Genomic DNA, 20,588 nt, shown 5'->3' on the forward strand with positions numbered 1-20,588 from the left:
GCGAACGGCGCATGACAGGCGCCACAACTCCATGATCGGCGGGGCGGAGGCGGGGCGGAGGCAGGCATAGCGCGTTCGCCCTGCTCGGGCGGCGGGCCGGCGGGCAGGGGCGGAAAGGGCGGAGTGGATCTTGGGAGATCGTCAGGGGGTGGGGGTGAGCAGGCGGTGGTAGAGGGCGTTCAGGCGCTCGGCCTGGGACTCCCACGTCCAGGTGGGCAACGGGGAATCCGGGCCCTCGTAGGCGGCGCGGTAGCGGGCCGGGTCGGCGAGCACCGCCCGGATCGCTCGGGCGAGGTCGGCCGCGTCCCGGGCGCGGAACACCTCGCCCTGGCCGGTGGCCCGCACCGTGTCGGCCATGGTGCGGACGTCGCTGACCACGATCGGCAGCCGCGCGTGCGCGTACTCGAAGAACTTGGTGATGAGCGCGATCTCGTGGTTGGGCCAGTGGTGCAGCGGGATGAGCCCGACGTCGGCGGCGGCGAGGAACGCGACGAGCTGCCGGTGCGGCACGTACGGCAGCACGTGCACCCGGTCGGCGACGCCGTGTCGGGTCGCGCGGGCGGTGACCTGGCGGACGTATCCGGCGGCGGGGTCGGCGACGACCAGGGCCAGGTGTACGCCGGGCAGCCGGGTCAGCGCCTCGACCACGGTGTCCACCCCGCGCTGCACGGCCATCGCCCCGCTGTAGACAAGCAGCGGGGTGTCGGCGGTCAGGCCGCAGCAGCCGCGCAGGTCGGGTGCGGATCCGCCAGCCGCCCGGGACGCATCGGGTACTGCAGCGGCGACGGGCTCGGCATCCGTGGCGGGCGCAACAGCGACGGACACCGTGGCCACAGGCCCGGCAACCGAGGCTGGCGCAACAGCGACAGGCACCGTGGCCACAGGCTCCGCAACCGTGGCGGGCTCGGCGGCGGTGACGTGTGCCGGCTCGGCGACCGGCGCGTTGAGCACGACGGTCGGGCGTTCGGGCAGGTCGTGGTCGCGGACCAGCAGGTCGGCGAGGGTGTCGGAGACGGTCACGACCGCGTCGGCGTGGCCCACGTACTCGCGGACGTAGCCGAGGTGGGCGGGGAGCCAGCGGGCGTTGTCGCGGCGGGGCCGGGCGCCGGGCAGCCACTCGTGGGCGTCCCAGACCAGCTTCACGGTTCGTCCCTCGGCGCGGGCCCGGTCCACGGCGCGGGCGGCCACGCCGAGCATCCGGAAGTCGTGGGCGTGGATCAGGTCGGGGCGCAACTCGTCGATGACCGGCCCGGCGAGCCGCTCGTAGTCCCAGAGACCGGGCTCCAGCCGGCGCCAGGCCCGGTCGCCGAGCCGGGCCTGCCAGTAGCGGACCTGGGCGTGCTCGACCGGCCGTCGGGCCAGCCGGGCGACCCGCAACGCCAGCCCGCCACGCGCCACCAGCCGCCGCCGCAGGCCGCGCAGACCACCGCGCAAGACGGTCACACCGACTCGACCGGCGCTCTCCGCGCCCGCGTCACGCCGGCCGGCGATCGCCGCGCCCGCGCCGTCTGCACCTTCCGCCCCGGCGGGCGCGTCCAGCGGCAGCAGCCGCACCCCGGCGGGCGCGTCCGGTGGCAGCACCCGCACCACGGCTGGCGCGTCGAGCGGGAGGACGCGTACCTCGGCGTCGCCGAGCTGCCAGCGGCGCTCGGCGTCGACGTGGGCGCAGCCGAGCAGCGTGACGTCCCAGCCGGCGTCGGCGGCGGACCGGGCGGCCTTCTGCACCCGCGAGTCACCCTCGACCGCGTTGTCGACGAGCATCACCACCCGCCGCGTCGCGGCGTCGTGCGACATCGGCCACCACACCCCTTCACCCTCGTCGGTCCGACCGGCGCGAGTGTACGGGGGCGCGGGACCGGCCCGGCGACTGCGGAATGCGGCCTGAGCTGCGAAGACACCGAACGTGCAGGTGACCGGGGGCGGGAGTTCACCCGCCGTGCACGTGCCGGTCAGGCGGCGCCGGAGGGGACCAGCGGGCCCGGGGCGACCGGCTGCCGGCGGTCGCGCCGGTTGGGCAGCGACAGGCGGATCACCTTCCACCAGGCGGAGGCGACCTGCTTGGGCAGCGGGCCGGTGGTGTACCGCAGGCCGTACCTGTCGAACAGCGCCCGCACCTGCGGGGCGATCTCCTGGTAGCGGTTGCTCGGCAGGTCGGGGAAGAGGTGGTGCTCGATCTGGAAGGACAGGTTCCCGGTCATGACGTGCAGCAGGCGGGGGCCGCTGATGTTTGCCGAGCCGAGCATCTGCCGCAGGTACCACTCGCCGCGGGTCTCGCCCTCGATGGAGGTCTTCTCGAACGTCTCGACGCCGCTCGGGAAGTGCCCGCACATGATCACCGAGTGGCTCCACACGTTGCGGATCAGGTTCGCGGTGAACGTGGCGGCGAGCGTGGACAGGAAGGACGGGCCGGAGAGCAGCGGGTGGATCACGTAGTCCTTGAGCACCTGCCGGCGGATCTTGCGGCCGACCGCCTTGGCCTTGACCCGGAACGCCGGGTCCTTGAGCCGCTTCTGCTTGAGGTGGTCGCCAAGCTCCATGTCGTACGCGGCGATGCCGTACTCGAAGAAGGCGGCGTTGAGCAGGTTCCACACCGGCTGGCCCAGGTGCATCGGGTGCCACGGCTGGTCCTCGTCGACGCGCATGATGCCGTACCCGAGGTCGTTGTCCTTGCCGACCACGTTTGTGAACCGGTGGTGCAGCTCGTTGTGCGACTGCTTCCACTGGGCGGCCGGGGAGACGTGGTCCCACTCCCAGGTGGTGGAGTGGATCTTCGGGTCGCGCATCCAGTCCCACTGGCCGTGCAGGACGTTGTGCCCGATCTCCATGTTGTCGAGGATCTTGGCCACCGTGAGGCCGGCCGTGCCGACGATCCAGGCCGGCGGGAACAGCGAGAACAGCAGCACCGCGCGGCTGCTCAGCTCCAGCGTCCGCTGGGTCTTGATCACCTTGCGGATGTAGCGGGCGTCCCGCTCGCCCCGGTCGGCGATGACCCGGTCCCGGATCGCGTCCAGCTCCTTGCCGATGATCTCGATGTCCTCGGCGCTCAGGTGGGCGATCGGGTTGTCGGCCTTCTTCTGGATCACGGTCACGTCTGTCGCTCCTGTCAGAGGTCGATGTCGCAGGTACCGGCGGCGGCCGACACGCAGGTCTGGATCCGTACGCCGTCGCCTGGCACCGCCGTGGTGACGTCGCCGTTGCGTAGGTCGCGTACCGCGCCCTGGCGCAGCGGCACGACGCAGCCGTAGCAGATCCCCATCCGGCAGCCCGAGGGCATGAGCACCCCGGCGTTCTCCCCCGCGTCGAGCAGGGTGGTGGCGCCGTCGGCCTCGACGGTCACCCCCGCCCCGGTGAAGGTCACCGTGCCGCCGTCGCCTGGCGTTATCACCGTAGGACGGAACCGCTCGGTGTGCAGCAGATCGACGGCGCCCCGGGCCGCCCAGTGCGCCTCGGCCGCGTCAAGCAGGCCCAGCGGCCCGCAGGCCCAGGCGTGCCGCTGGGCGTGGTCGGGCACGAGGTCGTCCAGCTCGGCCACGTCGAGCAGGCCGGCGGTCTCGGTGTGCCGCTCGACCAGGCGCAGCGCGCCGCGCCCGGCGAGTGCGCGCAGTTCCGCGCCGAAGATGACGTCGTCGCGGGTCGGCGCCGAGTGCACGAGCACCACGTCGGCGCGTTCGGCGAGCCCGGCCCGCAGCATCCCCATGACCGGGGTGATGCCGCTGCCGGCGGTGAGGAAAAGGACCCGCTCCGGCGTCGCCGTGGGCAGCACGAAGTCGCCCTGCGCCTGGTCGAGCTGGACGATCGTGCCGGGGCGGATCCGGCGGACCAGGTGGTTGCTGACCTTGCCGTCGGGGATCGCCTTCACGGTCACGGCGATCCGGCCGTCCGCCGCGCCGGGCGCCGAGGTGACGGAGTACGCGCGCCACTGGCGCACCCCGTCGACGTCCACACCGAGGCGCACGTACTGCCCCGGCAGGTGGCCCCGCCAGCCGCGACCTGGTTGGATCACAAGCGTGGCGGCGTCCCGGGTCTCCGGGCGGACGGCGACGATCCGGCCGCGCAGCGGGGCGCCCGCGCGCAGCGGGGCGACCAGGTCGAGGTAGTCGTCCGGTAACAGCGGAGTGGTGACCGTGCCGGCCAGCCGCAGCAGCCTGTCCCGGAAGGAGACCTTCTGGGAGCGGCGGGGCGCAGTTGTGGTCATATGACCAGCGTGGCTGCGGAATCGCATAACATCTTGACCAGCAAAGGTGAAACGGTCACGGGTTTTTGTTCGGAGGGAACAAACATGACGCAGGGGGCCGGGACCGGGCAGCGTGCCGCCCATCTCGATCTCGACGCCGGCGTGGCGGCCATGCTGCGCGATCGGCTCCCGACAGTCGCCGAACGCACGGTGAGCGCGATCACCGCCGAGGTGTCCGACTATTCCGGCGCGCTCACCGGCGCCATGCGGGAGAAGATCGAGAACGCGGTACGCATCGCGCTCGGCACCTTCCTCCAGCTCATCGAGGGCACCCAGGCGTACGACCCGAGCACTCCGCTGGCCCCGGCGCTGGAGGCAGCGTACGCGCTTGGTAGCGGCGAGGCCCGGTCGGGGCGGAGCATGGACGCGCTGCTCGCCGCCTACCGGGTCGGCGCCCGGGTGGCCTGGCGGGAGGTCTCCACCACGACGGTACGCAGCGGGCTGGCCGCCGAGACGGTGGCCGAGTTCGCCGAGCTGATGTTCGCCTACATCGACGAGCTGTCCGCGGCCAGTGTCGCCGGGCACGCCGACGAGCTGGCAAGCGCCGGCCGGGTGCGCCGCCGTGACCTGGAGCGGCTCACCCAGCAACTGCTCGCCGGCGAGCCGGAGGAGTCGCTGCGGCGCAGCGCCGACCGGGCCGACTGGCCGCCGCCGCAGACGCTCACCGTCGTCCTGCTGCCCCGCCGGCACCTGCGCGCGGTGCTCGCCCTGCTCAGCCCGCAGACGCTGGAGAGCGGCGAGGACCTGCCCGGGATGAGCCCGGCGGAGGATCTGGCGGTGCTGCTGGTGCCGGACGCGCACGGCGGCCGGCGTCGCCAGCTCGTCCGGGTGTTGCACGGGCACCGGGCGGTGCTCGGCCCGGCGCGCCCCTGGCACCGGGTCGCCGCGTCCTACCACCGGGCGACCCGCGCCCTCGCGCTCGGCCTCGGCGAACCGGACGCCGGGCCGGTCGACACCGAGCGTCACCTGTCCACGCTGCTGCTCAGCATGGACCCGGAGGCGCTCGCCGACCTGCGTACCCAGGCCCTCGCACCGCTTGCCGCGCTGCCCCCGGCCACCGCGCACCGGCTGGCCGAGACGCTGCGGTCGTGGCTGCTGCACCAGGGCCGTCGCGACGACGTGGCGGCAGACCTGTTCGTGCACCCGCAGACCGTCCGCTACCGGATGGGCAAGCTCCGGGAACTCTTCGGCGACCGCCTGCTCGACCCCGCCACGGTGCTCGACCTCACCATCGCCCTCGCCGTGCCACCCGAGCAAGGCGGGGCCCCCGCTTAACGTCTCCGGTAGAGGCGGGGCCCCCGCTTAACACTCAAGCAGCGCGGCGACCCGCTCCGCGTCCGGGTGGTCGTTCGCGCGCAGGATCTCCAGCGCCTCACGCCAGGCCTGCCGCGCGGCCCCGGACCGTCCGGTGGCCTCCAGGGCAGCGCCGAGCCGACGCAGGGAGACCCCCTCGTTCATCCGGTCGCCCAGGTCGCGGTAGAGGGCGACGGCCTGCCGGTAGCAGGTCACCGCGTGGTGCCCGTCGACGTGGCGGTAGGCGTGCCCCAGGGTGTCCCACACGCTGGCCTCGCCCATCCGGTCGCCGGCCTGTTGAAGGCGGTCCAGGGCCTGCCGGCCGTGGGCGATCGCCTGCTCGTGGTCGCCGAGCTGGGCGAGGCACCAGGCGACCGAGTTGAGCGCGTAGCTCTCACCCCGGTCGTGGCCGGCCTGACGGAACAGTGCGAGGGCCTGCTCGTCGTGCCGGAGCGCCTCGGCCAACTCCCCCTGCGCCTCGGCCAGCCAGCCCAGGCAGCGGTAGATGAAGGCCTGGCCCACCCGGTCACCGAGGTCGTCGTAGAGCGCAAGCGCCTGCCGGTAGTCTTCCCGCGCGTCGTCGAACCGGCGTAGTTCGACGCACGAGCTGCCGTGCAGCCGGTGCGCCTCGGCGGCGGTGGCCCGGTCGCCCAGCCGCCGCGCGACGGTCACCCCCGCGCGGCCGACCCGTTCCCAGTCGTGCCGGTGGCCCCGCCGGGGCAGGAAGTTGGCCATCGCCCAGGCCAGTCGCCATGCCTGGTCGTCGAGCCCGTCGGCGACGGCCTGCTCCAGCGCCGCCAGCAGCCCGGCGTGCTCTGCGGTGAACCAGGCAAGCGCCGCCTGCCGGTCGGCGAAGCCGAGCACCGTCACGCCGGGCGCCGGCGGCGGCGCCGGCTGCGGATCGCGGTTCGGCCACAGCAGCCGGTCGGCGCCGAGCGCGGTGTGCAGGTAGTGGTCGAGCAGACGACCCCGGGCGGCCCGCCGCCCGGCACTGCCCTCCGGCGGCCCCAGTTCGTTGGCGTAGGCCCGGAGCAGGTCGTGGCAGGCGTACCGGCCGGGCAGGTGTTCGGCGACGAGGTGCGCGGTGGCCAGCTCGCGCAGCGGCGACCGCACCTCGTCGACGCCCCGGCCGGCGAGACTGGCCAGGGCCTCGGCGCGCAGGTCCGGACCGGCCGGCAGGCCCAGCAGCCGGAACAGTCGGTCCGCCGCCTCGGTGAGGCCCCGCCGCGACCAGGAGAGCACGCTCCGGACGTCGGTGCCCGTGTCGCCGTGGGCGAAGGCGTCGAGATCCGGCCCGCCCCGGCCCGCGCGCAGCTCGGCGGCGAGCGATTCGAGCGGGAAGTCCGGGTGGATGGCGGCCCGGGCCGCCGCGACCGCCAACGCCAGCGGGAGTCGGGCGCACGAGTCGATCATCTCGTCCACCGCCGCGTCCCGGCCGGCCAGGCGCTCGACGCCCAACCGGCGCGCCAGGAACCGCCGGGCCTGCCCGCGGTCGAGCAGTTCGAGCCGGACCGGACGGGCTCCGTCGACGGCGACCAGGCCGGGCAGTTGGCTGCGGCTGACCGCGATCACGGCGCAGCCCGGCACCCCCGGCGCCAGCGGCCGGACCCGCGCGGTGTCGTCGATGTTGTCGAGCACCACCAGGACCCGCCGGCCGGCCAGCAGGGACCGGTAGAGCGCGGTCTGCGCCTCGACGGTCGCCGGGATCCGCGACGGTGGTACGGCGAGCGCGTCCAGGAAGACCCGCACCGCCTCGCCCGGATCCATTGCCAGCCCGGTGGGGTCGAAGCCGCGCAGGTCGACGTAGAGCTGGCCGTCCGGAAAGTCGGCGGCGACGAGGTGCGCCAGGCGCAGCGCGAAGAAGGTCTTCCCCACCCCGGCCGGGCCCGAGACCAGCACCGTCACCGGCTGCCGGCGGGGCCCGCCGAGCAGGCGACGGGCGGCGGCCAGCTCGTCGGCACGGCCGACGAAGTGCGGCGGGTCGGGCGGCAACAACGAGGGGCGGGCCAGTTTCGGCTGGTGGGCGACCGCCGGCCCGACGGGCAGCCGGCGGTGCAGGATCTCCCGATGCAGCTCCGCCAGCTCCGGCGCCGCAAGGCCCCGTTCCCGCAGCAGGCGCAGCCCCTCCCGACACACCTCGGCGGCCTCGTCGACCCGGCTGTCGGCGTAGAGCGCCCGGGCGAGCAGGCGCCGCGCCGCCTCGTCGTAGGGGTCGTCGACGACGAGGCCGGTCAACCCGTCGATCGCCTCGGTCCAGCGACCGAGCGCCGACAGGGCCTCGGCGTGACCACGTCGCGCCGCGCGACGGACGGAGCCGAGCCGGGCGACGTGCGCCAGCGCGAAGGGGCGGTCGGCCACCTCGGCGAACGCCGGGCCACGCCACAGCGCCAACGCCTCCGCCAACAGGGCGGCGGCCCGCTCGATCAGGTCGGATTCGTCGGTGGCCAGCAGCCGCCGCGCCTCGGCGCAGCGCCGCTCGAACCGGTCGGCGTCGACCGCGTCCGGCGGCAGGTCGAGCCGGTACGCCGACCCGGCGCCGAGGCCGGTGGTGACCAGGATCGGCGGTTGTCGCGGGCCGGCCGCCCGGGCGAGCGCCCGCCGCAGGTGCGAGACGTGACTGCGGAGGGTGGCGCGGGCCGCCTCCGGCGCCGGGTCGCCCCAGAGCAGCTCGACGATCCGGTCCGCCGGCACCGCGGACCCGGCCTCCACGAGCAGCACCGCCAGCAGTTCCACAAGCCGCGGACCCAGCCGGACGGGCCGGCCGTCGTGCTCCACCTGGATCGGCCCGAGCACGTCGATCCGCAGCAATCCGAAATCACGCTCCGCCCCCGCCCGACCTTCGCCGACCCCGCAACTATAGACGGCGGCGAATAGTCATGGCGGGGGCGAGCCGTGCGCGCGGCCCTACCAGGGGCGGGCGCTCACATAGGTGTTGCCACCGCCGAACGTGACCGGATCGCTCGCGCAGCCACCGAGGTTCGCGTTCTTCGCGTCGTCGTGGCCCCACAACCGGACCCGGACCGGGTCGATGCCACCCTGCGGATCCTCGTTCCACGCGTCCCCGTTGTAGGACGTGTCACCCACCTTGTTGTTCTTGAACACGTTGCCCACGCCGCAGTCCTCGCTGCCGAACCGCCAGTCACTCATGATGGCGTACGCGCCGGCCCGCCAGAACATGTTCCCGTCGGCGACGTTGTTCTTGCTGTTGTGGCGGGTCCGGATCGGATCGCCGGTGACGTAGCCGAACCGGTTGCCGGCGATGGTGCTCGAATTGCTGTAGTTGGCGAGGTAGACCCCGTGGATGGCGGCCGGGCTGTCGTCGTTGGCGAGATAGTAGAAGCGGTTTCCCTCGATCCGCGTGCCTGTCGAGTTCGTCACGTGGACACCGCCGTAACCCGTGCCCGTTCCGCCGGCGTTGTAGTGGTCCCCCAGGTATTGGAAGGTGTTTCCCCGGATGACGATGCCGTCGGCCCGGTCCCCCGGCTGCCCGGCGACCCTGATGCCGCCGTTGCGGAAGTACTGGAACGTGTAGCCCTCCACCACCACGCCGCTGTCGGCGGACGTGAGCGTCATGCCGTAACCGGCTGCGGCGGTGCCGACGTCGTCCCCCGTGGCCGACGTCGGCACGGTCGCCGACCGCATCCGCGATCCGTCGAGCACCACCGCACCGGTGCCCGGGATGGTGGAGAAGGTCACCGTGCCGCCGCGCGGGGCGTAGCTCCACCGGATCGTGGAGGTGAGATGGTGGACGCCGCCCCGCAGCAGGACCCGTGCGTCGCGCGCGCCCCGGGCCCGCAGGACCGACTCGGCCCCGGCCACCGAACCCACCGCCCGATCCGGGGTGCTTCCGTCCCGCTGCTGACCACCGTCGAGGACGGCCGGCCCGGTCGGGTCCACGTAGACGGTCACCGGGCCCTCCGGCGCGGCCTGAGCCGCACCTCCGGGCAGGGCGACCGCCGTCGCGACCGCCAACGCCGTCGACCAGGCATGGATTCTCCGCATGTGTCATTCCTTCCGCCCGATGGCTGCCTACCTCGACAGCTTGGGGGCGGGGTGTGGAAACGGAGTGGAAGGGCTCCCTCCGCCGGCCGGGTGGGCGAGGCGCGCGGCGGGGCCGGTCCAGCCGGGCCACCACGGGCGGTTCATCCTCCCGGTTGGACCGCGGTGGGCTCGACGCCCATCACGAGGGGCAATTCCCTATTGTCCACTGTCACGGTGAGCGACGCCTGTGCGAATTCACGATCGCATGTTGACGGCCGGGGGTCGAAAGGCAATCATGATGGTCACTGGATCCACCTCACGCCAATGTCGGATCCGGTGGCTTTTCCCACTTGACGACGGATCGCGCCGGAACGCGAGATTCCGCCGGGCGACCATGCCCGGCGCGCACCGGCGAAAACCCATCGATCGAATAGGAGATGCCGCCGCTCGCCCGAGGAGTCCGCCGGTGAAGGGGAACGACGACGCTCTCGCGCCGAGCCGGCCAAGGCCGGTCTCATACGACGCTGAGCTGCAAGAACAGCTCGCACTGCACGGCGGTCGGCCGGTCCGGCGCACGCCGTGGCCCACCTACGACAAAGGCGCGGTATTCGTACACCCCGAGGACGAGGACGCCGCAATTCGGGCCATCCGCAGTCATCTCTACTTCCGATACGACCACCGACCGCAGAACGAGACGGAATGCGGTCGCTTCGAGGACGAACTGTGCCGCTATTTCGGCACCCGGCACGCTCTCGCCGTTTCCAGCGGCACCGCCGCGCTGGCTCTCGCCCTGATGGGCGCCGCCGTGCCGGCGGGGTCATTGGTCGCCTGCCCCGGATTCACTTTCGTCGCCACTCCGAGCGCCATTCTGATGGCCGGCTGCCGGCCATTCCTGGTCGAGGTCGACGACGACCTGCGGATGGACCTCGACGACCTGCGCCGACGGTGGCGGCCGGACATTCGCGCCATCACGGTGGTGCACATGCGGGGGTTCGCCGCCGACGTCGAGGCGCTCGCCGCTTTCGCCGCCGAGATGGGCGTGCCGCTGATCGAGGACACCGTGCCGGCGCTCGGCGCCGAACTCAACGGCCGCAAGCTCGGCACGTTCGGCGCGGCCGGCGCGTTCAGCACCCAGTCCGACAAGGCGCTCAACTGCGGTGAGGGCGGCTTCCTGCTGACCGACGACAGCACCCTGTTCGCCCGGGCGGTCGCGCTCTCCGGGGCGTACGAGGGGCGGCTGCGCCGGCACTTCACGCACGGCGAGCCGTCGGTCACCGGCCTGGACCTGCCGCTGCTCAGCCTGCGGATGGACGAGATCCGGGCAGCTCTGCTGCGGGCCGAGCTGACCCGGCTGCCGGAGCGCCTGGGGCTGTTCCACCGCAACTACGCCCACGTCGCCGAGACCCTGGCCGACCTGCCCGGCATCGCCGTGCGGCGGCCGGTCGCGCCCGGGGCGTACCTCGGGGAGGCGTTCGTGTTCCGCGTGCCCGACGCCGACGCGGGTTGGTTCGCGCGGGCGCTGCGGGCCGAGGGGATCGACGCCCGCAACATCGGCGCGGACGACGACCTCAACGTCCGCGCGTTCTGGAACTGGCGCTTCCTCTACGACGCCGCGGATCCGGCGCAGATCCGCGCGACACTGCCGCGCACCGCGCGGCTGCTCACCGAGACCGTCGACGTGCCGCTGTCGTCGAACCTCACCCCGGACGACTGCGACGACCTGGTCCACGCGGTCCGCAAGGTGGCCGCCGCCCGCGACCCCGCGCTGGCGCGGCCGTGAGCGGCGCGGACACCGAGCCGAGGCGCCTGCCCCGGCTCGCGCTGGTCGGGCTGCTCGGCGGGCTGTTCGCCGGCTACCTGGGGCTGACCGCGGTCATCCCGGTGCTGCCCGGCTTCCTGCGGGAGCGGCACGGCGCCGGTGACCTCACCATCGGCGTCGTGGTCACCGCGACCGCGGTGACCGCGCTGCTGGTCCGGCCGGTCGCCGGCGCGCTCGCCGACCGGCACGGCCACCGCACCGTGATGCTCACCGGCGCGCTCGTGGTGGCCGCCGGTGGCCTGCTGTACCTGGCGCCGCTGAGCGTGCCGGCGCTGGTGGCGGTACGGCTGCTGCTCGGGGCGGGCGAGGCGGCGCTGTTCACCGCCGGCGCGGTGTGGATCGTCCAGCTCGCCCCGCACCACAGGCGCGGCCAGCTCATCGGCCTGTACGGGGTGAGCATGTGGGGCGGCATCTCCGCCGGCACGTTCCTCGGCGCGACCGTGCAGCAGGCCGGGTACCCGGCGGTGTGGGCGCTCAGCGCCGCCGCCCCGGCCCTCGGCGCCGCGCTCGTCGCGCTGGCGCCGGCGCCGCCGCGTGCCGTCCCGGCGGCCCGGGGCGGTGGCCTGCTGCTGCGCCCCGCGCTGCTGCCCGGCGTGGCGCTGACGTTCGGCGCCGCCGGGTACGCCGGGCTGGCCGCGTTCGTGGTGCTGCACCTGGACGAGCGCGGCATCGGCCACGGGGTCGTGGTGCTGAGCTGCTTCAGCGCCGTCTACGCCGGCACCCGGCTCGTCATCGGCCACCTGCCCGACCGGCTCGGCCCGCGCCGGGTGGCCACCTGGTGCGGGGTGGGCGAGGCGGTCGGGCTGCTTGTCATCGCGGTCGCCCCGAACCTGCCGGTCGCGGTGGCCGGCAGCGTGGTGATGGGCGTCGGGTTCTCGCTGCTGCACCCGTCACTGGCGTTGATGGTGATGAACCGCACCGACCCGGCGCGACAGGGCGCGGCGATCGGGACGTACACCTCGTTCTGGGATCTTGGCCTGGCGGTGTGGGGGCCGGCGACAGGTCTGGTCGCCGCCGGATTCGGCTACCCGGCGGTCTTCGTGGCCGGCGCCGCCGGCGCGATCGTGGCCGCCGCCATGGCGCTGCGCATCGGCCGCCCCGCCGCTGACCGAGTGCCGATGGAGGTACGGACCTCATGAGCGCACCCGTGACCGTGCTCAGCGTCACCGGCTGGTGCCGCAACGGCAGCACCATCATCGGCAACGTCCTCGGCGAGGTACCCGGCGTGGTGCACGTCGGTGAGCTGCACTTCCTGTGGAAGAACTCCACAGGTCGCGGGGTCAACGACAGGTGCGGCTGCGGGCTGCCGCTGACCGCCTGCCCGCTGTGGTCGGCGGTGCTGCCGGTCGGCCGGCCGGCCGGCGTGACCGCGGACGCGCACGCCGCCGAGGTGATCCGGCGCCAACGCGCCCGGCTGCGGACCCGGCACACCTGGCGGGTGCTGCGCCGGGGCGCGGACGACGCGGCCACCCGCGCGCACGCCGAGCTGCTCGGCGCGGTCTACCGGGAGGTGGCCGCCCGCACCGACGCCCGGGTGATCGTGGACAGCACCAAGATCCCCGGCGAGTCGGCGTTGCTGCCGCACGTGCCCGGCATCGAGCCGTACTGGCTGCACCTGGTCCGTGACCCGCGCGCGGTGGCGCACTCCTGGCGGGAGCCGAAGGACTACGTCTACGCCATGTCGGCGGCGCGCAGCACCGCGTACTGGCACGGGTTCAACCGGGCCTCGGCGGCGATCAACCGCCGGCACCCGGGGCGGTCGGCGTTCCTGCGCTACGAGGACTTCGCCGCCGACCCGGCCGGCACGGTCGACGCCCTGCTGCGGCTGCTCGGCGCCGACCCGGCCGGCAACCCGGTCCGGGACCGGACCGTCGAGCTGCGCGGCAACCACACGGTGACCGGCAACCCGGACCGGTTCCGCACCGGTCCGACTGTCGTCCGGGACACCGACGACGGGTGGCGGCGGACGCTTACCGGCCGGCAGCGCCTCGCCGTGACGGCGCTCGCCTGGCCGCTGTCCGCCCGCTACGGCTACCGGGCCGGCCGGCGCGGCGGTCCGCGCCGGTGAGACGGAGAGGTGACGGACGTGGATCTGGGGCTCACGGGTCGGGTGGCGCTTGTCGCCGGCGGCACCAGCGGCATCGGGCTGGCCTGCGCGAAGGAGTTCGCCGCGGAGGGCGCGCACGTGGCGGTCTGCGGGCGTGACCCGCAGCGCCTCGCCGCGGCCGAGCGGGAGCTGCGCGCGGCGGCCACCGGGCGGGTCAGCGCCACCGGCGTGGACATCACCGACACCGACGCCGCCGCGCGCTGGGTCGACCGGGTCGCCGCCGACCTCGGCGGGGCGGACGTGCTGCTGGTCAGCGGCGGCAGCCCGCCGTTCGGCACCGCCACCGCCTTCGCCACCGACGACTACCGGGCGGCCGTCGACCAGGTGCTGCTGCCCGCCGTCGCGCTGTCGCTGGCCGCGCTGCCGCACATGCGCGCCGCCGGGCGGGGCCGGCTGTTGCTTGTCGCCTCCGAGACCGCCTGCGTGCCGATCGGCCCGCTGGCGCTGTCCGGCGTGACCCGGGCCGCGCTTGTCCGCTTCGCCCAGGGGCTCGCGGTGGACGTGGGCCGCGACGGGATCACCGTGAACGTGCTCGCGCCGGGCGGTGTGCGTACCCCGCCGATGGAACGCGCGGCGGCCCGGCTGGCCGGCGACGACGGCGACGTGGACGCCCGGCTGGCCGCGATGGGGCACCACAGCGCGCTCGGCCGGCTGGCCCACCCCGAGGAGGTCGCCGCGGTGGCCGCGTTCCTGGCGGGCGAGCGGGCGTCGTACGTGACCGCCGGCGTGCACCTGATCGACGGCGGCGCCGCCGCCACCGGCCCCGACCTGCCGCACCTGACCGGGATCCGCAAGGACAACTACGCCTGACTCCGCCCGACCGCCGCACGAGGGAGTGCCGATGTCCACGACCAGCCAGTTCACCGAGCGCGACGTCTCCGAGTTCTTCGACCAGACCACGCAGACGTACCTCAGCTTCTGGGACAGCGAGGGCGTGCTGCACACCGGCTACTTCGCCGCCGACGACGACGCCGACTACCACGCGGCGGCCGACCGGACCTCGGACATCCTCGCCGAGGACGCCGGCATCGGCCCGTCGTCGCACGTGCTCGACGTCGGCTGCGGCTGCGGCAACTTCCTGCTGCGGCTGGCCGGGCGCACCGGGTGCCGGGGCGAGGGGGTGGACCTGAGCATCGAGCGGGTCCGGTTCGCCGAACAGCGACGCGCCGAGCGCGGCGCCGGGCTGGACGTGTCGTTCCGGCACGGCTCGGCCACCGCCCTGCCGTACGCCGACGGCATGTTCACGCACGTGGTCAGCCAGGACGCCTTGTTCCTGGTGCCGGAGAAGCCACGCAGCCACGCCGAGATGTTCCGGGTGCTCGCCCCCGGCGGGGTGCTTGCCGTCTCCGACTTCCTCCAGCCCACCGAGTGGATCGGCGAGGCGGCCCGGCGGCACGTCTACGACCGGGTGCGGTGGAACGGCGGTTACTCGCTCGACGGCTACCGCCGGGCGTTGACCGAGGCCGGGTTCGTGGACGTGGTGGCCCGCAGCCTCGACGCGCACATCCGGCAGACGTACCGGGTGCTGGGCCGCACCGCCCGGGAGCGCGCCGCGACCACCACGGACGAGGCGGCGCGGACGTGGATCGGCAACTTCGCCGACTCCTGCGACGAGATCGAGGCGGCCATCGACCGGGGCGAGTTCGGCTGGGGCATGTTCGTCGCCCGCAAGCCGGCCTGAGGGAAGGGACACCAGATGCCGCAACCCACCGACACCGTGAAGCGGACCATCGCCGAGGTGGTCGCCGAGCGGAAGACCCAGATGTCGCCGGGCGGACTGTTCGTCGAGGCGTTCGCGAAGGACGGCTTCGACACCAGCGTCGACTACGACGTCACCGTCACCGACTCGTTGACGAGTTCCCGGCGCAAGCCGCGCTACCCGTCCCGGAACGTGCTGAAGGTGGTGGACCTGTCCCGGGACCCGCAGGACTTCTACTGGCACGAGAGCCCGCCCCGGCCGGACGACCCGGCGGTCGACGGCGCGGACCTGCGCCGCGAGGCCGCCAACCACTTCCACCGCTCCCCCATCCCGCCGCTGCTCACCACCACCGCGTGGGTGCAGGTGCCGGACACGCTGTGGGAGGACCCGGTCAGCTTCGCCCAGTTCATCGACTACCGGCTGGTGGTGCGGCTGGCCACCGCCGAGAACCACACCATCCTGCGCGGCGAGGGCGGGCTGCTGGCCATGCCGGACCTGGGCCGGCTCACCGACCCGGGGCCGTTCGGCTCGACCATCCTGTCCGCCTGCAACGAGGTCGAGCAGATGGGCAGCACCGCGGACGGGCTGATCATCAACCCGGCCGACTACTACCGGCTGCTCGGCAACGGCACGCTGATGCGCGACGTGGAGGACAACGGCGTCTTCATCGTGCGTACCCGCCTGGTCGACCCGGGCACCGCGATCGTCGGCGACTTCGGCCACGGCGCGCTGCTGTTCGACGCCGGCCGCTCCACGATCGGGTTCGCCGAGCCGCCACCCGGCACGTTCGCCGAACCGGGCGTGGCGTTGCGCGCCGAGATCTGGGAGCGGGTCGTGGTCAACCTGCCCACCTGCTTCTTCGTCGTGACGCTCTGACCGGCGACGACGATGACGACGCCCGGCAGCTGCGACCCCGACGTGCTTGTCATCGGCGCCGGCGTGGTCGGGTTGTGCTGCGCCTGGTTCCTGCGCCGCGCCGGCCTCACCGTGACCGTGGTGGACCGGGGCGAGGTCGGCGACCGGGCGGCCTGCTCGGCGGGGAACACCGGCTTCGTCGGCACCCAGGGCTCGGCGCCGCTCGCCGAGCCCGGCGTGCCGGCGAAGGGCATCCGGTGGCTGTTCAGCCCGGAGAGCCCGTTCTCGGTCAAACCCCGCCTCGACGGCGCGCTGCTGGCCTGGCTGTGGCACTTCCGCCGGCACTGCACCGAACGGCACGCCCGCGCCGGCTTCGAGACCCTGCTCGCGCTCAAGCAACGCAGCCTGGCGCTCCTGCGCCAGATCTGCGCCGAGGATGAGCTGACCGGCACGCTCACCGCCCGCGGCATGATCCTGGCCTGCCACACCGAACCGGGGTACGCGCAGGCGCGCCGGAGCATCCCGGCGGCGACCGCGCGCGGGGTGCCGCTGCGTGACCTGGGCCGGGCGGAGCTGGCCGAGTTGGAGCCGGGGGTCGACTTCGCCGTGGCCGGCGCGCTGCTCAACGAGGAGGGCGCCGCGCTGCGCATCCCCGCGTTCCTGGTCGGTCTCGCCGAGGCGCTGCGGGCACGCGGCGTGGAGATCGTCACCGGCGCCGAGGTGCGCGGCTTCGAGGCGACCGGCCGGCGGGTGCGGACGGTACGGACCGCCCGGGGCGACCTGCGTCCGGCCGAGGTGGTGGTGGCCGCCGGGGTGTGGTCGGCGGCGTGCGCCCGGATGCTCGGCGTCGGGCTGACGCTGCAACCGGCGAAGGGCTACACCGTCACGCTCCCGGCCGGCCCGGGCACGCCCACCCGGCCGGTGCTGCTCAGCGAGGGCAAGGTCGCGGTGATGCCGCTCGGTGACCGGGTACGGATCGGCGGCACGCTTGAGCTGTCCGGGCTGGACACCTCGATCTCGCCGCGCCGGGTGGACGGGATCCTGCACACCGCCCGGCACTACCTGCCGGCGCTTGACACCGACCGGCGGCTCGACGTGTGGAGCGGGCTGCGTCCGTGCACCCCGGACAGCCTGCCGCTGATCGGCCGGGCCGGCGGCTGGGACAACGTCAGCGTGGCCACCGGGCACGGGCACATCGGGATGGGCCTGGCCCCGGCCGGCGGGCAGTTGCTCGCCCAGCTCGTCTTCGGCGCCGAACCGGACCTGCCGCTGGAGAGGTTCGCCCTGGACCGCTTCCGGAGGGGAATCTGATGGACGACCGGCCGGAGATCGGGGTGCTCTGCCTCGACACCAGCTTCGACAAGATCCCCGGACACATCCGCAACCCCACGACGTTCGACTTCCCGGTGCGTTACCGGGTGGTCGAGGGCGCCACCCCGCAGCGGCTGGTGCGCGAGGCCGACCCGACGCTGCTGGAGCCGTTCGTCGCCGCGGCCCGCGACCTGGAGGCCGCCGGCGTCGCCGGCATCACCGGCGCGTGCGGCTTCCTCGTGCTGTTCCAGGCCGAACTCGCCGCCGCGGTGAACGTGCCGCTGTGGTCGTCAAGTCTGGTGCAGGTGCCGATGGTGCACCTGATGGTCGGGCGCACCGTCGGGCTGCTTGTCGCCGACGAGGCGGCGCTCACCGCACGGCACCTGGCCGCGGTCGGCGCGGCGGACGTGCCGGTAGCCGTCACCGGCATGGCCGGGCAGCCCGAGTTCCGCGAGGTGATGCTCCAGGGACGGCGCGACGCGCTCGACGTCGACCGGCTGGCCGCCGAGGTGGACGGCCGGGTGGACGCGCTCGCCCGCGCCCACCCCGACCTGGGCGCGCTGGTGATCGAGTGCACCGACCTGGTGCCGTTCGCCCACCGGATCCAGGCACGGCTCGGCGTGCCGGTGTTCGACATCGTCACGCTGACCACGATGGCCCACGCGACGCTCACCCGCCGCCCCTACGCCGGGGACGGGTGACCGTCCGGAAGGCGGAAACGTCCACCCCGCCTCCGAGCGGCACATACCGTGGGCAGGAGGGCAGCCGGGCAGGGAGGCGGCCGGGACCGGAGGGGGACGCCGTGACGGAGCCGGAAGAGGAGCAGGAGAAGACCGGCAAGACCGACCGGGTGCTGTTCTCCCCCGACGGCGACCCGCACCACACGCTTGCGGAGGCCCCGCAGCCGGACGAACACCTCGACGTCACGGCCACCGTCGACGACCGGACCGAGGTCGTCGACGACGAGCAGTGATCGGGCGCGGGCCGCGCTCAGACCGGGGGGATGCCGGAGCGGCCGATGGCCGACATGTCGCCGCCGCCGATCTCACTGGGCGCGGCCGGCGGCGGGGCCGTGGCCTCGGTGCGGTCCTCGATGCAGGCGTCGCCGAGCCCGTGCATCAACTCCCCGATGGCGGCCAGCGTCGACCCCTTGTCCGGGCAGGGCCGGCCGGTGGCGAGCACCTGACCGTCGCCGCCCAGCACGGTGAACCCGACCCGGCCGTCGGTCTCGCTCTCGATGACGAACCTCACCGCGCTCCTCCCACCGATCAGACGCCGTGGGTCTGTAGCCACAGCTCCAGCAGGCCCAACTGCCACAGTTTGTTGCTGCCGGCGGCGGCCTGCGCCCGGTCCGGCTCGGCGAGCAGTTCGTCGACGTACGCCCGGCGGAACAGGCCGCGCCGACGTGCCTCGGGCGCGCCGAGGGCCTCGACCACCAACTCTCGCACGGGACCGTCGACGTTGCGCAGCGCCGGCACCGGGAAGTAGCCCTTGGGCCGGTCGATGACCTCGGCCGGCAGCACCTCCCGAGCCACCTCCTTGAGCACCCCCTTGCCGCCCTGGGCAAGCTTGTGCTCCGGTGGGCAGGCCGCGGCAAGCGTCACCAGGTCCTGGTCGAGGAAGGGCGTCCGCACCTCCAGCCCCCAGGCCATGCTCATGCTGTCGACCCGCTTGACCGGGTCGTCGGGGAGCATCAGGTGGGTGTCCAGGCGCAGCACCGCGTCCACCGCGGTCTGCGCGCCGGGCCCGGCCAGCTCCGCGGCGACCAGCTCGCCGCTGACGTCGGCGTCGCAGGCGTACGCCGGGTCGACCACCCGGTTCAGCCCGGCGTGGTCGCGGTCGAAGAACGCGGCGGTGAACTCGGCCGTGGCGTCCGGCCGGGCCGTCCGGGCGAGCCGGTGGTGGTAGCCGTAGCCGGCGAAGACCTCGTCGGCGCCCTGACCGGACTGGGCCACCTTCACGTGCCGGGCCACCTGTTCGGAGAGCAGGTGGAACGCCACCACGTCGTGACTGCCCATCGGCTCGGTCATCGCCGACACGGTGGCCCGGACGGCCGGGCCGAGGTCGCCGTCGGCGAGGCGGATGCGGTGGTGGTCGGTGTCGAAGGCGCGGGCGACCAGGTCGGAGTAGTGGAACTCGTCGCCGGCCTCGTCGCCGCGGCTGTCGAAGCCGATGCTGAACGTCTTCAGGTGGTGCTGACCGGCGCCGTCGAGCAACGCCACGATCATGCTGGAGTCGAGGCCGCCGGAGAGCAGCACCCCGACCGGCACGTCGGCGACCAGCCGCCGCCGTACCGCGGTGCGCAGCGCGCCCCCGATCGCGGCCCGCCAGTCGCGGGCGTCCATGCCCTCGTGGGCCGGGTCACGCCGGTAGTCGGGCCGCCAGTAGACGTGCTCGCGGGCGTGGCCGTCGGACTCCACCACCCGGACGGTGGCCGGGGGAAGCTTGCGTATCCCGCGCAGGATCGTGCGCGGGGCCGGCACGATCGAGTGCCAGGACAGGTAGTGGTGCAGCGCCACCGGGTCGATGCCGGTGTCCACGTCGCCGGCGGCAAGCAGCGCCGGGAGGGTGGAGGCGAACCGCAGCCGGCCGGGTGACTCGGCGAGGTAGAGCGGCTTGACGCCCAGCCGGTCGCGGGCCAGCACCAGCCGGCGTCGCCGCCGGTCCACGAGCGCGACGGCGAACATGCCGACCAGGTGGTCGACGAACCGTTCACCCCACTGGGCGTACGCGACCAGGACGACCTCGGTGTCACTCGTCGATCGGAACGTGTGCCCGGCCGCCCGCAGCTCGTCGCGCAGCTCCGGATAGTTGTAGACGCAACCGTTGAAGACCAGGGCGAGGTCGAGGTCGTCGCGGACCATGGGTTGGGCACCGGCCTCGGACAGGTCGATGACGGTCAGCCGGCGGTGCCCGAGCGTCACCCAGTCGCCGGTCCACAGGCCCGCGCCGTCCGGGCCGCGCGAGCGCATGGCCTCGGTCATCCGGGTCACCGCGTCGGCGTCGGGGGTGGCCCCGTCGAAGCGGGCCTCACCGCTGATCCCGCACATGTCGGCGACTACCCGGCATGTGACGGAGGAAACCCTGGATGGGCGGTTGGCGAGCCGCGACCGGCGTGCCGTCGTACGGTGACCGTACGGGCCATGTCCCCGGGCGGTCCGGCCACGGGACGTGGCCATGATCAACAACGCCTGCCAGGAGGACGTGTGTTCGCCAATCCCGAGGAACTCCTGCGATACCTCAAGAACGAGGACGTGAAGTTCGTCGACGTACGTTTCTGTGACCTGCC

Annotated in this window: 17 protein-coding genes; 10 read left to right on the forward strand and 7 right to left on the reverse strand. The window is 73.9% G+C overall.

Features of this window, described 5'->3' with window-relative positions; translation table 11 throughout:
* Nucleotides 1-141: 141 nt before the first annotated feature.
* From SM450_RS26515 to SM450_RS26525, 3 genes are all read right to left on the reverse strand, one after another.
* Nucleotides 142-1,794, reverse strand: a complete 1,653-nt coding sequence (locus SM450_RS26515) for a glycosyltransferase (RefSeq protein ID WP_474622501.1) — start codon at nucleotides 1,792-1,794, stop codon at nucleotides 142-144.
* A gap of 155 nt (nucleotides 1,795-1,949) precedes the next feature.
* On the reverse strand, nucleotides 1,950-3,089 hold the full coding sequence (locus SM450_RS26520; protein WP_474622502.1) for a fatty acid desaturase family protein: 1,140 nt from the start codon (nucleotides 3,087-3,089) through the stop codon (nucleotides 1,950-1,952).
* Nucleotides 3,090-3,103: 14 nt separating this feature from the next.
* Nucleotides 3,104-4,195, reverse strand: a complete 1,092-nt coding sequence (locus tag SM450_RS26525) for a ferredoxin reductase (RefSeq protein ID WP_474622503.1) — start codon at nucleotides 4,193-4,195, stop codon at nucleotides 3,104-3,106.
* A gap of 84 nt (nucleotides 4,196-4,279) precedes the next feature.
* Here SM450_RS26525 and SM450_RS26530 point away from each other — a divergent pair, with 84 nt between their 5' ends.
* A complete protein-coding gene (locus tag SM450_RS26530; RefSeq protein WP_474622504.1) occupies nucleotides 4,280-5,509 on the forward strand; it encodes a PucR family transcriptional regulator in 1,230 nt (409 codons plus the stop codon).
* 27 nt (nucleotides 5,510-5,536) lie between these two features.
* Here the strand turns inward: SM450_RS26530 and SM450_RS26535 are convergent, their stop codons facing one another.
* A complete protein-coding gene (locus SM450_RS26535) occupies nucleotides 5,537-8,335 on the reverse strand; it encodes an AfsR/SARP family transcriptional regulator (RefSeq protein ID WP_474622505.1) in 2,799 nt (932 codons plus the stop codon).
* Nucleotides 8,336-8,431: 96 nt separating this feature from the next.
* Complete coding sequence (locus SM450_RS26540; protein WP_474622506.1) at nucleotides 8,432-9,529, reverse strand: right-handed parallel beta-helix repeat-containing protein; 1,098 nt, start codon at nucleotides 9,527-9,529, stop codon at nucleotides 8,432-8,434.
* 445 nt (nucleotides 9,530-9,974) lie between these two features.
* Between SM450_RS26540 and SM450_RS26545 the strand changes: the two genes are divergently transcribed.
* The 9 genes from SM450_RS26545 (at nucleotide 9,975) to SM450_RS26585 (ending at nucleotide 18,272) form a co-directional block, all read left to right on the forward strand.
* Nucleotides 9,975-11,288 (forward strand): DegT/DnrJ/EryC1/StrS family aminotransferase, encoded by a 1,314-nt coding sequence (locus tag SM450_RS26545; RefSeq protein WP_474622507.1) that lies wholly within the window; start codon nucleotides 9,975-9,977, stop codon nucleotides 11,286-11,288.
* A complete protein-coding gene (locus tag SM450_RS26550; RefSeq protein ID WP_474622508.1) occupies nucleotides 11,285-12,466 on the forward strand; it encodes an MFS transporter in 1,182 nt (393 codons plus the stop codon). The genes SM450_RS26545 and SM450_RS26550 overlap by 4 nt, the downstream gene beginning before the upstream one ends.
* Nucleotides 12,463-13,395 carry a sulfotransferase gene (locus SM450_RS26555; protein ID WP_474622509.1) on the forward strand — a complete coding sequence of 311 codons (933 nt, stop codon included), beginning with the start codon at nucleotides 12,463-12,465 and terminating at the stop codon, nucleotides 13,393-13,395. The genes SM450_RS26550 and SM450_RS26555 overlap by 4 nt, the downstream gene beginning before the upstream one ends.
* Before the next feature lie 18 nt (nucleotides 13,396-13,413).
* Nucleotides 13,414-14,244: an SDR family NAD(P)-dependent oxidoreductase gene (locus SM450_RS26560; RefSeq protein WP_474622510.1), complete on the forward strand. Its 831-nt coding sequence runs from the start codon at nucleotides 13,414-13,416 to the stop codon at nucleotides 14,242-14,244.
* A gap of 31 nt (nucleotides 14,245-14,275) precedes the next feature.
* The gene (locus SM450_RS26565; RefSeq protein WP_474622511.1) at nucleotides 14,276-15,115 is read left to right on the forward strand and encodes a class I SAM-dependent methyltransferase; all 840 of its coding nucleotides are present in this window, start codon (nucleotides 14,276-14,278) and stop codon (nucleotides 15,113-15,115) included.
* Between the two features lie 15 nt (nucleotides 15,116-15,130).
* On the forward strand, nucleotides 15,131-16,009 hold the full coding sequence (locus tag SM450_RS26570; RefSeq protein ID WP_474622512.1) for a family 3 encapsulin nanocompartment shell protein: 879 nt from the start codon (nucleotides 15,131-15,133) through the stop codon (nucleotides 16,007-16,009).
* A gap of 12 nt (nucleotides 16,010-16,021) precedes the next feature.
* On the forward strand, nucleotides 16,022-17,299 hold the full coding sequence (locus tag SM450_RS26575; RefSeq protein ID WP_474622513.1) for an NAD(P)/FAD-dependent oxidoreductase: 1,278 nt from the start codon (nucleotides 16,022-16,024) through the stop codon (nucleotides 17,297-17,299).
* Entirely contained in the window at nucleotides 17,299-18,000 is a 702-nt protein-coding gene (locus tag SM450_RS26580) for an aspartate/glutamate racemase family protein (RefSeq protein WP_474622514.1), read from the forward strand. Before SM450_RS26575 ends, SM450_RS26580 begins: the two co-directional genes overlap by 1 nt.
* A gap of 101 nt (nucleotides 18,001-18,101) precedes the next feature.
* Nucleotides 18,102-18,272 (forward strand): hypothetical protein, encoded by a 171-nt coding sequence (locus SM450_RS26585; RefSeq protein ID WP_281583425.1) that lies wholly within the window; start codon nucleotides 18,102-18,104, stop codon nucleotides 18,270-18,272.
* 17 nt (nucleotides 18,273-18,289) lie between these two features.
* On the opposite strand, the gene SM450_RS26590 is transcribed toward SM450_RS26585, so the two are convergent.
* A complete protein-coding gene (locus SM450_RS26590) occupies nucleotides 18,290-18,550 on the reverse strand; it encodes a YegP family protein (RefSeq protein ID WP_474622515.1) in 261 nt (86 codons plus the stop codon).
* A 17-nt stretch (nucleotides 18,551-18,567) separates the two neighbouring features.
* Complete coding sequence (locus SM450_RS26595) at nucleotides 18,568-20,349, reverse strand: N-acetylglutaminylglutamine amidotransferase (RefSeq protein WP_474622516.1); 1,782 nt, start codon at nucleotides 20,347-20,349, stop codon at nucleotides 18,568-18,570.
* Nucleotides 20,350-20,588 lie beyond the last annotated feature (239 nt).

Source organism: Micromonospora marincola (assembly GCF_056150385.1).

Excerpts from the sequence above, each read along its gene's own strand:
- SM450_RS26515 (WP_474622501.1), bottom strand. The coding sequence starts at position 1,794 with ATGTCGCACGACGCCGCGACGCGGCGGGTGGTGATGCTCGTCGACAAC.
- SM450_RS26525 (WP_474622503.1), bottom strand. The coding sequence starts at position 4,195 with ATGACCACAACTGCGCCCCGCCGCTCCCAGAAGGTCTCCTTCCGGGAC.
- SM450_RS26530 (WP_474622504.1), top strand. The coding sequence starts at position 4,280 with ATGACGCAGGGGGCCGGGACCGGGCAGCGTGCCGCCCATCTCGATCTC.
- SM450_RS26540 (WP_474622506.1), bottom strand. The coding sequence starts at position 9,529 with ATGCGGAGAATCCATGCCTGGTCGACGGCGTTGGCGGTCGCGACGGCG.
- SM450_RS26555 (WP_474622509.1), top strand. The coding sequence starts at position 12,463 with ATGAGCGCACCCGTGACCGTGCTCAGCGTCACCGGCTGGTGCCGCAAC.
- SM450_RS26565 (WP_474622511.1), top strand. The coding sequence starts at position 14,276 with ATGTCCACGACCAGCCAGTTCACCGAGCGCGACGTCTCCGAGTTCTTC.
- SM450_RS26570 (WP_474622512.1), top strand. The coding sequence starts at position 15,131 with ATGCCGCAACCCACCGACACCGTGAAGCGGACCATCGCCGAGGTGGTC.
- SM450_RS26575 (WP_474622513.1), top strand. The coding sequence starts at position 16,022 with ATGACGACGCCCGGCAGCTGCGACCCCGACGTGCTTGTCATCGGCGCC.
- SM450_RS26580 (WP_474622514.1), top strand. The coding sequence starts at position 17,299 with ATGGACGACCGGCCGGAGATCGGGGTGCTCTGCCTCGACACCAGCTTC.
- SM450_RS26595 (WP_474622516.1), bottom strand. The coding sequence starts at position 20,349 with ATGTGCGGGATCAGCGGTGAGGCCCGCTTCGACGGGGCCACCCCCGAC.